The sequence below is a fragment of the Yersinia canariae genome (assembly GCF_009831415.1).
GTDB classification, from domain to species: domain Bacteria; phylum Pseudomonadota; class Gammaproteobacteria; order Enterobacterales; family Enterobacteriaceae; genus Yersinia; species Yersinia canariae.
Genome location: NZ_CP043727.1, coordinates 4,514,409 through 4,527,774, shown reverse-complemented (window position 1 = coordinate 4,527,774; position 13,366 = coordinate 4,514,409). Strand labels below are relative to the sequence as shown.

Sequence of the window (13,366 nt, the reverse complement as noted above, 5' to 3'; positions counted from 1 at the left end):
TAAAAAAGGCTATAAACCCTGCGGATTATAGCCTCTGACGATTTTTTGGGTGACCTTAGCGCATTGTCACAAATTCTTCGGCAGCAGTTGGGTGGATAGCGACAGTGTTGTCGAAATCTTTCTTCGTTGCGCCCATCTTCACGGCGACAGCGAACCCTTGCAGGATTTCATCCATACCGAAGCCGATGCCGTGGATACCGACAATCTTCTCTTCCGCGCCCACGCAAACTAATTTCATTCGGCATGGCTGGCGGTGCTGGGTCACTGCACTGTACATCGCGGTGAATGACGATTTGTACACTTTCACTTGATCATCGCCAAACTTCTCGCGTGCTTGCGGCTCAGTCAGACCAATTGTGCCGATTGGTGGGTGGCTGAATACCACCGTCGGGATGTTGCTGTAATCCAGATGCTCATCCGGCTTGTTATTGAACAGGCGCTCGGATAAACGGCGGCCCGCAGCAACTGCCACCGGAGTTAGCTCAACAGCGCCCGTGTTATCGCCAACGGCATAGATACCTTTGACGTTAGTATTCTGGAATTTATCGACCTCGATATAGCCTTTTTCATTGGTTTTGACACCACTGGCGGGCAGATTCAGGTTATCCGTCGCCGGTTCACGGCCGATTGCCCAAATCAGGTGGTCGACAGTCACTTCAGTGCCGTTTTCCAGTTGTAGCGTCAGGCTGCCATCCGCATTTTTGATAACAGCTTTGGGTACCGCTTCAGTATGCAGTTTTGGCCCTTCGGTGTTCATCACTTCCAGCAGGGTTTCGACAATCAACGGATCAAAAGTACGCAGGGGGGCATGTTTGCGCACAAACAGGTGCGTTTCTGTACCTAACCCATTGAGTACACCTGCGATTTCTACCGCGATATAGCCAGCGCCCACCACAGCAACGCGTTTTGGCATCTCGTCCAACTCGAAGAAGCCATCGGAGTCGATACCGTATTCAGCGCCGGGAATATTGGGGTGACTTGGGCGGCCACCAGTGGCTATCAAGATGTGGTCGGCGGTAATCTTCTCACCGTTCACTTCCACGGTATGCGCATCAACAAAACGCGCGAAACCATGAATAACATCCACTTTGTTATTACCCAAGCCGCGCTCATAAGACTGATGGATACGATCGATGTAAGCAGTACGATTGGCAATCAGCTTTTTCCAATCGAAATGATTCACTGTGGTGTCGAAGCCGTAATCCGGGCCGTATAAATGAATTGCTTCTGCAATTTGAGCAGCATGCCACATCACTTTTTTCGGCACACAACCAACATTCACACAGGTGCCACCGAGCTGTTTAGCTTCGATCAGCGCACATTTCTTGCCATACATAGCAGCCCGGTTGATAGATGCGATCCCGCCACTGCCACCGCCAATTGCTAGATAATCGTAATGTTTAGTCATCAGGGTCGTTTCCAATCGTTTAAAAAATTGCCTAAGAGTTTAACGCCTGCCAGTACTTTGTCGCAAAGATTGCATCAATTGCTCTGATAGGTCGCTTATTCCGGCACTACCCACTTCACCAGAGTATGACCGTGGCCGGATGGCACCAGTGCTTTGTGCAGCCACGGTAACAGCGTATTCATTTGCTGCTCCAGTTTCCACGGTGGATTAATCACAATCATGCCAGAGGCCGTCATGCCGTGTTGATCGCTATCTGGGCGAACGGCTAATTCAATTTGTAAAATACGGCGGATGCCCGTGGCTTCCAGATCCCGCAATAATCGTTTGATTTGCTGACGTAAAACCACCGGGTACCATAATGCATAAGTGCCCGTTGCAAAGCGCTTATAACCTTCCTGAATGCCTTTTACCACGTCTTGATAATCGGTTTTCATCTCATACGGCGGGTCGATAAGCACCAAACCACGGCGTGATGGCGGCGGTAGTTGTGATTTAAGCTGCTGATAACCATCAGCTCGCTGTACTTTGGCGCGTTCATCTTTGGCAAATTCATTGCGCAGCAGTGGGTAATCACTTGGGTGCAATTCAGTCAGATGGATTTTGTCGTATTCACGCAGTAAATGACGGGCAATTAATGGCGAACCGGGGTAATAACGCAACTTTTCACCACGGTTAAAGTAATTGATAGCACTCATATACGGGGCTAAATCAGCGGGTAAGTCATCGCGTTGCCACAGTTGGCCGATACCTTCGAGGTATTCACCCGTGCGTTCAGCATGCTCGCCGCTTAACTGATAGCGACCGGCACCGGCGTGAGTATCCAGATAAAGGAACGGTTTTTCTTTCTCTTTCAAAGACTCAATAATCAGGCTTTGAACGGTATGTTTAAGAACGTCGGCATGGTTGCCGGCGTGAAAACTATGGCGGTAACTTAACATTTTATTTTAACCAATTGATATTCAGTACATTGCGGCGGTGTTTCTTGCGGTCTTTCTTCGTGTATGTGACAAAACATTGTCGTCAGAAACCGCAGCCAACACATTATGGCAACTAGTATAAACTGTCTGGTGCATAAAAAGTGAAAAGCATTAATTTGCGGTGAATATCTCATCGCGATGCAGTCAGTAAAATTACGTGAGTGAAGCCCTCAGCCATTGATTTTCATGCTGACAGACCTCATGTTAATTATTAATACATCATTTATTCTCTGCTGCCAGGCACTGTTTGGCGCTGAAATTCAAAAATAATCAGGACAACCTTATGACAAATCCGCTGTTGACCCCGTTCTCCCTGCCGCCATTTTCTGCTATCCGACCTGAAGATATCGTGCCTGCGGTAAAATCCGCTCTGGATGAATGCCGTCAAGCGGTGGAGCGGGTTGTCGCCCAGCCTGGCCCTTTCACATGGGATAATTTGTGCCAGCCACTGGCGGAATCCGATGACCGCTTATCTCGCATTTGGTCGCCAGTTGGGCATTTAAATTCCGTCAAAAACAGCCCGGAATTGCGTGCGGCTTATGAACAAAGCTTGCCATTGTTATCGGAATACGGCACTTGGGTGGGGCAGCATAAAGGTTTATATCAGGCCTATGTCAGCCTGAAAGAAGGGCCGGGATTTGATGCCCTGACCGCACCACAGCGCAAAGCGGTAGAAAACGCACTACGTGATTTCCAATTATCCGGCATTGGCCTGGAACCTGAACAACAAAAACGTTATGGCGAAATCGTAGCTCGCTTATCTGAGTTGGGGTCGACTTACAGCAATAATGTGCTCGATGCCACCATGGGTTGGAGCAAACTGATTACTGATGTTGAACAACTGAAAGGTCTACCAGAAAGCGCATTAGCTGCGGCGAAAGCCATGGCCGAAGCCAAAGAGCAGGACGGCTGGTTACTGACACTGGATATGCCAAGTTACCTGCCGGTGCTGACCTATGCGGATAACGCCGAATTGCGCGAAGAAATGTACCGCGCCTTTGCCACTCGCGCTTCAGATCAAGGGCCGAATGCGGGCAAATGGGATAACAGCGAAATCATGGCCGAAATTCTGACCCTGCGTCATGAATTGGCTCAATTGCTGGGCTTTAACAGTTATGCCGATAAATCGCTGGCGACGAAGATGGCCGAAAGCCCACAACAGGTGCTGGGTTTCTTAAATGATTTAGCAAAACGCGCTCGCCCACAAGCAGAAGAAGAGCTGGCCCAGTTACGTGCTTTTACCGAAAAACACTATGGTGTCAGTGAATTGGCCGCATGGGATATCACTTATTATTCCGAGAAACAAAAGCAGCATTTGTTCTCCATCAGTGACGAGCAATTACGGCCTTACTTCCCGGAACAGCGGGTGGTAGAAGGGCTGTTTGAGGTTGTGAAACGTATTTACGGCATTACTGCCAAAGAGCGCCACGATGTCGATACTTGGCATCCTGATGTGCGTTTCTTCGAGCTATATGATGCGAGTGGCGAACTGCGCGGCAGCTTCTATCTGGACCTGTATGCCCGTGAACACAAGCGCGGCGGAGCTTGGATGGATGATTGTGTGGGCAGCTTGCGATTGGCAAATGGCCAATTACAAAAACCGGTGGCGTACCTCACTTGCAACTTTAACGGGCCAGTCGGCGGCAAACCAGCGCTGTTTACCCATAACGAAGTGACCACCTTGTTCCATGAATTTGGCCATGGTTTGCACCATATGCTGACCAAAATTGATACTGCGGGTGTCTCTGGTATCAATGGCGTGCCGTGGGATGCAGTCGAGTTACCAAGCCAGTTTATGGAAAACTGGTGCTGGGAACCCGAAGCACTGGCGTTCATTTCGGGGCATTACGAAACCCATGAGCCACTGCCACAAGAGATGTTGGACAAACTGCTGGCGGCAAAAAATTATCAGGCGGCACTGTTTATCCTGCGCCAACTGGAGTTTGGCCTATTCGATTTCCGTATGCATTATGAGTTTGATCCACTGACCGGTGCGCAGATCTTGCCGATCTTGTATGAAGTGAAAAAACAGGTCGCGGTCGTGCCATCACCAACCTGGGGGCGCTTCCCACATGCCTTTAGCCACATCTTTGCCGGTGGTTATGCAGCGGGCTATTACAGCTATCTGTGGGCGGAAGTGCTTTCTGCTGATGCTTTCTCGCGCTTTGAAGAAGAAGGTATTTTCAATGCCGCGACTGGCCAGTCATTCCTCGATAATATTCTGTCCCGTGGCGGTTCCGAGGAGCCAATGACTCTGTTCAAGCGCTTCCGTGGCCGTGAGCCGCAGTTGGATGCTATGCTGCGCCATTACGGTATTAAGGGCTAGAATGTGTCACAGGTAAGTATTTGTTTATTGTCTGAAGCAGGCGCCGATCCCGGCGCCTTGTCTATTCTGGCTGAGCGCTGGGGTTTGGTGTCTGATGAGCAGTCTATTATGGCGCTGGTGTTGACACCTGAGCGGCTCGAACTGCGCAAGCGAGACGAGCCGAAACTCGGCGGTATTTATGTTGATTTCGTCACCGGAACATTGGCCCACCGGCGTAAATTTGGTGGTGGGCGCGGTGAAGCTGTCGCCAAAGCCGTGGGCATCAAAAAAGGTTACCTTCCGCGAGTGGTCGATGCCACCGCCGGGCTCGGGCGGGATGCTTTTGTTCTGGCGGCGCTGGGTTGCCATGTGCAAATGTTGGAGCGCAATCCGGCAGTCGCCGCATTGCTGGATGACGGTTTGCGTCGCGGTTATCAGGATGCTGAAATTGGCCCATGGTTACGCGAGCGATTAACGTTGTTGCATGCATCCAGTTTGACCGCGCTGGCAGGAATAGAACCTCGGCCGGAAGTGGTTTACCTCGATCCCATGTACCCTCACCGGCAAAAAAGTGCGTTGGTTAAAAAGGAAATGCGGGTATTCCAATCACTTGTTGGGGCTGATGAAGACGCCGATGGCTTACTGGCACCGGCGCGGGCATTGGCAACCAAACGTGTGGTGGTTAAGCGGCCAGATTATGCTGAGCCGCTGGCCGGTATTGCAGCACAAGCCGCAGTAACCACTAAAAGTCACCGTTTTGATTTATATACTCATCTCCCTTGATGCCGCGAGTGCGGCATTTATCATCCCCATGATTGTAACGATATGACACTATGCTATTTGTTGCGGGCTGGTAATGAAATTATTTAATGTGAGTTGTTGCTTACCGGCAATTTTTATCATCATATCTGTCTCATAAATATTATTATCAAAGTCAATCATCAAATAAGTCATATTTTTTATTTTATCGTATTTTTCTATTATTTCTGTTTGACCACTAAAACTGAACCTGTCGACCAGATAAATATCATTTTTGCCATATATAATAGGCGATAAATCAAGTTTATCCTTATCAGAATTAAAGTCATGTAGAGTATCAGCAGAGGTGGTTTCGGAGTCTGTCGTCTTATGATAGCGAAATATATTACTGCCATTCTCTCCCCATATTTGATCGGCACCCAAGCCGCCTACCAGAATGTTATCCGCATTATTACCGATGATTTTATCATCACCACTTCCCCCGATGGCGTTTTCAATTGTGACCCCAAAAGCAATAGAAACATTGCCTTTTAGCCCCCCGACATGAGAGAAATGGCCAGCATTCAGATTGATGATTTGATCCTGCGCATAACCGGAGAAATCAAATGTATCAGTGCCACCCGCATCCCATGCGCAGAAGATTAAAGTGTCATTGAATCGGGTCGCCGTCAGATACGCGCGGTAGGTATTGGAATTGAAACCATAAGTGGTATCCCCGGTTCGCGTGTTCAGATTGACGCCATAGTGATGTTGAAGTGCAGCAATATCATATAGTTGCGGTGATGTGGCATAGTGACCATCAAAATCTGCACCAGAACTGTGTTCTGATAAGTAGCTCATAGTGCTTTCCTGTTTCGTTAAGCCGACGGGATTATGAGTATGTTTTAGACCTAAAGTATGGAGCAGCTCATGAGTTAAAATGTGGCCGCCAAAGTTGGATGCGGAAGGTGTTAAATTGATGTCTAGCCTGGAATTAATACAGATCGGGCTGAAGTTGCTTGCATTAGGATAATAGGCGTAACCGCCGATAGGCTGATTGAGGAATACATTTATAATAGGGACGTTAGCAACATCTTCTGCTTGTGCCTCAATAAATTCGATATTGGCTACATCAGAGATACTTTGCATTGCGCGTTTTGCCTGACGAGCTTGAAAGTTATTAAGAGAAAATACCTTTGAGTGATCATCTGATTTATAATAATGATATTCTTCCGGGATGCTTCGATTAAAAGAATATGTCAAAGTGGCTATGTTATTTATACTCTTCCACTTTTCTTTAGTGATTATTTTTGTTATATCAGTGACGCCTGAATTATTACCGTTATCTATGTTATTAATCCCTTTGGTATTTTTCATAGTGATTTAATCCCTTAATCATTTTTTAAAATATACTTTTGGTTCTATTGATGTGAGGGGGAGATACTACTGATGTATTTATAGATTTAAATAAGTGTATTCTTAAAATAATGAAAACTTTTGAGTCTTATATTATTATTGAATCAATCAGATAAAAACATCCCATATCCTTATAGAATTTATCTCAAGGAATATGGGAGTCTTATTATTTACAACACACCTTGGGCCAGCATTGCATCTGCCACTTTGACAAAGGCGGCAATATTAGCGCCATGGACATAGTGGGTTTGCTTACCTTCGCCACCATATTCAACACAGGATTGGTGAATATCCAGCATAATGTGGTGCAAACGAACATCAACTTTCTCTGACTTCCAGCTCAGGCGCGCAGCATTTTGTGCCATTTCCAGACCTGAGGTCGCTACGCCACCGGCATTGGCCGCTTTACCCGGTGCAAACAGGACGCCGGCATCCAAGAATGCATCAGTTGCCTGAATGGTCGTCGGCATATTAGCGCCTTCGGCAACAGCTTTAACCCCATTGGCAATCAGCTGACGAGCGGCAGGTAAATCCAACTCATTCTGTGTTGCACAAGGCAGGGCGATATCAACCGGTACATTCCACGGTTGCTGGTCGGCCAGATAAACCAGATTGCGTTCGCGAGCATAATCTTCGATGCGGCCATAACGCTTGTTTTTAATCTCTGCCAGGTGGGCCAGTTTTTCCGGCGTGAAACCGGCTTCATCAACCACCGTGCCGCCTGAGTCTGAGGCCGTAATGACTCTGGCACCCAACTCCATGGCTTTTTCGATAGTGTACTGAGCTACGTTACCGGCACCGGAAACTGAGACTTTTCTTCCTTCAAAACCTAAGCCGTGGCGTTTTAGCATAGCATCAGTGAAATACACTAAACCGTAACCGGTGGCTTCTGGACGAATCAGACTGCCGCCAAAGGAAAGCCCTTTACCGGTGAAAACACAGGCGGTGTTATTGGACAATTTTTTCATCATGCCGGACATAAAGGCTACTTCACGGCCGCCAACACCAATATCACCCGCAGGAACATCAGTATCCGGGCCAAGATGGCGGTAAAGCTCAGTCATCAGTGCCTGGCAAAAACGCATAACTTCCGCCTGACTTTTCCCTTTTGGATTAAAATCAGAACCGCCTTTACCGCCGCCCATTGGCAGTGTTGTCAGGGCATTTTTAAAGGTCTGTTCAAAACCCAGGAACTTAAGAATGGATAAGTTGACTGATGGATGAAAGCGCATGCCGCCCTTATAAGGGCCAATTGCTGAGTTAAACTGAACGCGCCATGCGCGATTGACTTGAACCTTACCTTGGTCATCCGTCCAGGCAACGCGGAATTGGATGACGCGCTCTGGTTCGACTAAACGTTCCAGTAGGCTTTGTTCACGGTAATGTGGGTTTTGCTCCAGAAAGGGCCAAAGTGACGTGAAAACTTCACGTACCGCTTGGAGATATTCTGGTTGGTTGGCATCACGTTGTTGTAAAGATTCTAAAAATGACTCCAGAGAGTTTAAACCATTCATCACTAATAATTCCTTGTACCAATTAAGACTCTCCTAACAGATTTTTTGCGGCCTATTATTATTATCCAAAATAGTGAGGAGACGATGTTGTGCATCACCGACTATATCACTGGTTTATATTCATGCCGCAAGGGATTTTAACAAAAACTTAGCAGGGTTATTAATGTGTGGAAATATAGGGCGGGTGCGGGATTTAGCATAAAAAAACGCCCGCTAAGGGCGGACGTCAGAGGTGATGATGCTGTGCTAATGTGACTTAAGCAGCTTAATCGTCTTCACCATTTTCATCATCGCGCAGTGGCACGATGAGCATATCGACATGAACGGTATTGATAAGCTGGCGTGCTGAAGACATCAGCTTGCTCCAGAAATCCTGATGATGGCCGCATAATACCAAGTCCATATCGTATTTCTTAATGGCATCGACCAATACCTGACCCAAATCACCACTGCCACTCAGGGTTTGTTCAATGGGGTAGCCAGCATTTTGTGAAAGTTCGGTCAAAGCATTGTGTGTTTCTTCAGAAATACGTTTTTGCATATCGCCCAGATTCACGTCGATCAGTCCGGTATAGAGATCGGAATAGTTAACATCAACATGGATCAAGGAAACTTTGGCATTGTACGGCCGGGCCATGGAGACCGCTTTTTCCACTAACACCTTACTTTCCGGGGATAGGTCAACCGCAATTAGAATGTGTTTGTAAGCCATAAGTAAACTCCTTCCATAATGTTAATTAATGGGTAAGCAAACATTCAATCTGTTGAACGGGTGCTGACGCGATATCTACATAGTACCATTATGACCCCTAACTGAAGTGTTTCACGGATCACAACACACTGTTTTGATGATGATCACTAAAATCAGCGTCTGTCTTTTACACTAAAAACTGACCAAATTCTACCGCGCATCGCCCTAATGTCGTGCCGCATTGATTGAATTTAAAGCAGATCATTATCCTAAGTATAGCGCTATTCAAGCATCATGAAGGGCGTAATTCCATATTTGTGATGCAAATATAATCCCAAAAAAATGATCGTCTGATTTATATCATTCAGTTAAGAAAGATTAATATTTAGCCACTATGAGTAAGGGAGAAAAGTATTTTCTTGTGAGTAAAGTTCGTTATCAGTTAATACAAATCGATAGTTAACAAACGCCGAATTTGGCTTAATTTAGAGATTATCAGGCTATTTTTCATTTCATTTCCTACACTCATAAAGGGAGTCCTACACGTTCGGAGTGTGTGTCGAGTGAAAAACGCGTCGAGCCACAATCAGAAAGCGAACGATAGGGGGTGGCTTTTGAGGCCCTGGGGGTGTTTATATCGGCTAGAGTGAGCGATGGCGCAAGGGTTCAGAGGAAACTGACCTCATGCGTGTGATATCGCTGGGAGGATGATTATGATCAGTACCGTCGCGCTTTTTTGGGCTCTGTGTGTGGTATGTGTGATTAATATGGCACGTTATTATTCATCACTGCGTGCTTTATTGGTGGTATTACGTGGTTGCGACCCGTTGCTGTATCAGTATGTTGATGGCGGTGGATTTTTTACCTCCCACGGTCAGCCGAGCAAGCAGATTAGATTAGTCGGTTATATCTTTGCTCAACGTTATCTTGATCATCATGATCCAGAGTTTATTCGCCGTTGTGAGAGGCTACGTGGGCAATTTATTCTGACCAGCGCATTATGTGGCTTGGTCGTGGTCAGTTTGGTGGGATTAATGTTGTGGTATTAGTATGAACTTCTGGCATAAAAACATGTAAAAAGGCGACCCAATAAGGTCGCCTTTTATTTAGGGCATAGCCCGGTGCTATCACCGTTCTATATCATCACAGTTACACTCAACGCGCCCTGTGACAGTAATACATTCGCTGGATTTAGATAAATTTCAACGCGATCCAGTACAACCCGCCGGAAAGAAGAATTGAGATTGGCAAGGTTAAGACCCACGCCAACATAATGTTCTTCACCGTCTTACTCTGCACACCACCGCCATCGACCAACATGGTGCCGGCAACAGCTGAAGAGAGCACTTGAGTTGTCGATACTGGCATACCGGTATAACTGGCGATACCAATAGACACTGCGGCCGTCATTTGGGCAGAAACCCCTTGTGCATAGGTCATGCCTTTCTTACCGATTTTCTCACCGATAGTCACTGCTACTCGTTTCCAGCCAATCATAGTACCCAAAGACAGGGCTAGAGCGACGGCAACGATAATCCAGGTTGGTGCATATTCCACAGTTTCTAGCAAATCTGTACGCAGATTATTGAGGAAACGGCGGTCTTCAGCACTGGTTTCTGGCAGTTTGGCAACTGTTCCAGCAGTTTCTGCAACACACATCAGCAAGCGACGCATATGGCTACGTTGGTCGACCGTCAGGTCGTCATAGCTTTGCAGATTTGCTAACAGCGTTTGAGCATGATCAATCGCTATCATGGCGCGTGAGCTATCACAGTGGAACTGGGTTGGTGTATTCGGCAATGTATCTGGTGTCGGCACCAGTGGCTTGAGCGCGACAGCATGAGGTAAGACTTCAACATGCTGCTGATAATATTGTTGCAGATGAGTCACTGCATCGCGGGTGCGGGCAATATCATAGCCTGTTGCATTCATATTCACGACAAACCCAGCCGGAGCCACGCCGATTAATACCAGCATGATCAAGCCAATCCCTTTCTGACCATCGTTAGCACCATGAGAAAAACTCACGCCAATAGCCGATATAATCAGTGCAGTACGGGTCCAGAATGGCGGTTTACGTTTACCGTCTTTCTTTTCACGTTCAGCGGGTGTCAGATGAATACGTTGCTGCTTTTTGGTCCCGTTCCAGTAACGACGTAGCAGGAACACCATCAAACCGGCAATAACCAGACCCACAATTGGGGATAAGATTAATGACAGGAAGATTTGAATCATCTTAGGAACGTTCAGCGCATCGACAACAGATGTACTGGTCATTAATGCATTGGTTAAACCAATACCGATGATTGCACCAATCAGCGTATGCGAACTGGAGGCTGGGATACCGAAATACCACGTGCCCAAATTCCAGATGATCGCAGCCAGCAGCATAGAGAAGACCATCGCCAACCCATGTGCCGAACTGACATTCAACAGCAGATCAGTAGGCAATAAGTGAACGATGGCATAAGCCACGCTCAATCCGCCCAGCATCACGCCGAGGAAGTTAAACACCCCTGCCATCACGACAGCCACCTGTGAACGCATGGCGCGGGTATAAATTACGGTCGCAACCGCATTGGCTGTGTCATGAAAACCATTGATGGCTTCATAAAACAGCACAAACAACAAAGCAAGAACTAACATTAGGCCGGTATGGAAATCCAGGCCAGCGAAAAGATGCAGCATAAGCGTTACGCCAGTTTGTGGACATGAACGCGGCGCATTATCAGTGACAATGGGGGGTGGGGAAAAGGAAAATATGACCTTTTTTTGACATGACCGCAGACGAATTCGTCTTTTCGAGCAATATATGCATGTTATATCAGCGGGTTACTTAGTTTTACCGTCTGAGACATTTTCTTACTATAGCATCCTGACTGTGGGCGACTTACAATCACCCGCCGCGAATTTGTCAGTTGAATGAACAAATAATATGCGAGACGGCGAGAAAGTGGACAATTTTGCAGTGATGATGATTTTACTCAGTGAGGCCCAGTGTGGAACAGTTTGATGTGGTAGTGATAGGCGCAGGTGCTGCGGGCCTATTTTGTGCAGCTCAGGCCGGGCAAGCAGGGCGTCGGGTACTCTTGATTGATAATGGTAAAAAAGCAGGGCGTAAGATACTGATGTCTGGTGGTGGCCGCTGTAATTTCACCAATATGTTTGTCGAACCCGCTGCCTATCTCTCTCAAAACCCTCATTTCTGTAAATCTGCTTTGGCGCGTTATACGCAATGGGATTTCATTGATCTAATGAATCGCTACAACATCGCCTGGCATGAGAAAACATTAGGGCAATTGTTTTGCGATGATTCCGCCCAACAAGTGGTGGCGCTTTTGCTGAAAGAGTGCGAATTGGGGCAAGTGACCATTCGGCTGCGTAGCGAGGTTCAGTCGGTTGAAAAAAGTGAGACTGGTTTTTTATTGCAGATTAATGATGAAAAAGTAAGCGCTCACTCACTGGTTGTAGCTTCTGGCGGCCTATCTATGCCGGGGCTTGGTGCGTCTCCATTTGGTTATAAGCTGGCAGAACAGTTTGGTCTAAAAGTATTGCCGACCCGCGCAGCATTGGTCCCTTTCACCCTGCATAAACCTTTGTTAGAGCACCTGCAAACACTCTCCGGTGTTTCAGTTCCGGCGGTAGTGACGGCCGAGAATGGTGTCAGTTTCCGTGAGAGTATTTTATTTACTCACCGCGGTCTTTCTGGTCCAGCTATTTTGCAGCTTTCAAGCTACTGGCAGCCTGGCGAGTATGTGAGCATTAACTTACTTCCTGACACAGATTTAGCCGCATTCCTCAATACCGAGCGGCAAGCGCATCCCAATCAGACATTGAAAAACACCTTGGCGCAGCGGTTACCTAAGCGGCTAGTGGAATGTCTCCAGACGTTGGAACAACTGCCGGATGTCACCTTGAAGCAGTTAAATACTGCGCATCAGGCCGCCTTGATAGCAAATCTGCAAGAATGGCGTGTGCAACCGAATGGAACGGAAGGTTACCGTACTGCTGAAGTCACTATTGGCGGCGTAGATACTCAAGAACTCTCCTCTAAGACAATGGAGGCCCATAAGGTGCCTGGGTTGTACTTCATTGGCGAGGTTGTTGATGTTACTGGCTGGTTAGGGGGCTATAACTTCCAATGGGCCTGGAGCTCAGCCTGGGCCTGTGCGCAGGCATTGGCGGCCAAGGAGGGGTAACAGCGGTTGTCACTCAGATATGTATTTTATCCACAGTATAAAAATGAGTGCGGCGAGTCAGTCATCTACCCCAAGCTTATATAAGCTTGGGGTTTTTATTTCCCTGATGTGATGTAAA

General features: G+C 47.2%; 10 protein-coding genes. 4 read left to right on the top strand and 6 right to left on the bottom strand.

Going from position 1 to position 13,366, the window contains the following annotated elements:
- Positions 1-55: 55 nt before the first annotated feature.
- Positions 56-1,408 carry a glutathione-disulfide reductase gene (gorA, locus tag F0T03_RS20740; protein WP_145555384.1) on the bottom strand — a complete coding sequence of 451 codons (1,353 nt, stop codon included), beginning with the start codon at positions 1,406-1,408 and terminating at the stop codon, positions 56-58.
- A gap of 95 nt (positions 1,409-1,503) precedes the next feature.
- On the bottom strand, positions 1,504-2,346 hold the full coding sequence (locus tag F0T03_RS20735; RefSeq protein WP_145555385.1) for a 23S rRNA (adenine(2030)-N(6))-methyltransferase RlmJ: 843 nt from the start codon (positions 2,344-2,346) through the stop codon (positions 1,504-1,506).
- Between the two features lie 322 nt (positions 2,347-2,668).
- Between F0T03_RS20735 and prlC the strand changes: the two genes are divergently transcribed.
- A complete protein-coding gene (gene prlC / locus F0T03_RS20730) occupies positions 2,669-4,711 on the top strand; it encodes an oligopeptidase A (protein ID WP_159680441.1) in 2,043 nt (680 codons plus the stop codon).
- A 3-nt stretch (positions 4,712-4,714) separates the two neighbouring features.
- Entirely contained in the window at positions 4,715-5,473 is a 759-nt protein-coding gene (gene rsmJ, locus F0T03_RS20725) for a 16S rRNA (guanine(1516)-N(2))-methyltransferase RsmJ (protein WP_159680439.1), read from the top strand.
- A 48-nt stretch (positions 5,474-5,521) separates the two neighbouring features.
- Here the strand turns inward: rsmJ and F0T03_RS20720 are convergent, their stop codons facing one another.
- The 3 genes from F0T03_RS20720 to uspA all read right to left on the bottom strand — a co-directional run bounded on the left by F0T03_RS20720 (position 5,522) and on the right by uspA (position 9,070).
- Positions 5,522-6,805, bottom strand: a complete 1,284-nt coding sequence (locus F0T03_RS20720) for a M10 family metallopeptidase C-terminal domain-containing protein (RefSeq protein ID WP_159680437.1) — start codon at positions 6,803-6,805, stop codon at positions 5,522-5,524.
- A 209-nt stretch (positions 6,806-7,014) separates the two neighbouring features.
- On the bottom strand, positions 7,015-8,358 hold the full coding sequence (gdhA, locus tag F0T03_RS20715) for an NADP-specific glutamate dehydrogenase (RefSeq protein ID WP_159680435.1): 1,344 nt from the start codon (positions 8,356-8,358) through the stop codon (positions 7,015-7,017).
- 265 nt (positions 8,359-8,623) lie between these two features.
- The gene (gene uspA, locus F0T03_RS20710; protein WP_005157389.1) at positions 8,624-9,070 is read right to left on the bottom strand and encodes a universal stress protein UspA; all 447 of its coding nucleotides are present in this window, start codon (positions 9,068-9,070) and stop codon (positions 8,624-8,626) included.
- 692 nt (positions 9,071-9,762) lie between these two features.
- Here uspA and uspB point away from each other — a divergent pair.
- Positions 9,763-10,098 carry a universal stress protein UspB gene (gene uspB / locus F0T03_RS20705; RefSeq protein WP_005187112.1) on the top strand — a complete coding sequence of 112 codons (336 nt, stop codon included), beginning with the start codon at positions 9,763-9,765 and terminating at the stop codon, positions 10,096-10,098.
- A 142-nt stretch (positions 10,099-10,240) separates the two neighbouring features.
- On the opposite strand, the gene pitA is transcribed toward uspB, so the two are convergent.
- Positions 10,241-11,737, bottom strand: a complete 1,497-nt coding sequence (pitA, locus tag F0T03_RS20700; protein ID WP_145556156.1) for an inorganic phosphate transporter PitA — start codon at positions 11,735-11,737, stop codon at positions 10,241-10,243.
- Between the two features lie 311 nt (positions 11,738-12,048).
- Here pitA and F0T03_RS20695 point away from each other — a divergent pair, with 311 nt between their 5' ends.
- Positions 12,049-13,248, top strand: coding sequence for a BaiN/RdsA family NAD(P)/FAD-dependent oxidoreductase (locus F0T03_RS20695; protein WP_159680433.1), 1,200 nt, complete (start codon positions 12,049-12,051; stop codon positions 13,246-13,248).
- The last annotated feature ends 118 nt before the right edge of the window (positions 13,249-13,366 follow it).

Excerpts from the sequence above, each read along its gene's own strand:
- pitA (WP_145556156.1), bottom strand. The coding sequence starts at position 11,737 with ATGCTGCATCTTTTCGCTGGCCTGGATTTCCATACCGGCCTAATGTTA.
- F0T03_RS20720 (WP_159680437.1), bottom strand. The coding sequence starts at position 6,805 with ATGAAAAATACCAAAGGGATTAATAACATAGATAACGGTAATAATTCA.
- prlC (WP_159680441.1), top strand. The coding sequence starts at position 2,669 with ATGACAAATCCGCTGTTGACCCCGTTCTCCCTGCCGCCATTTTCTGCT.
- gdhA (WP_159680435.1), bottom strand. The coding sequence starts at position 8,358 with ATGAATGGTTTAAACTCTCTGGAGTCATTTTTAGAATCTTTACAACAA.
- uspA (WP_005157389.1), bottom strand. The coding sequence starts at position 9,070 with ATGGCTTACAAACACATTCTAATTGCGGTTGACCTATCCCCGGAAAGT.
- uspB (WP_005187112.1), top strand. The coding sequence starts at position 9,763 with ATGATCAGTACCGTCGCGCTTTTTTGGGCTCTGTGTGTGGTATGTGTG.
- gorA (WP_145555384.1), bottom strand. The coding sequence starts at position 1,408 with ATGACTAAACATTACGATTATCTAGCAATTGGCGGTGGCAGTGGCGGG.
- F0T03_RS20735 (WP_145555385.1), bottom strand. The coding sequence starts at position 2,346 with ATGTTAAGTTACCGCCATAGTTTTCACGCCGGCAACCATGCCGACGTT.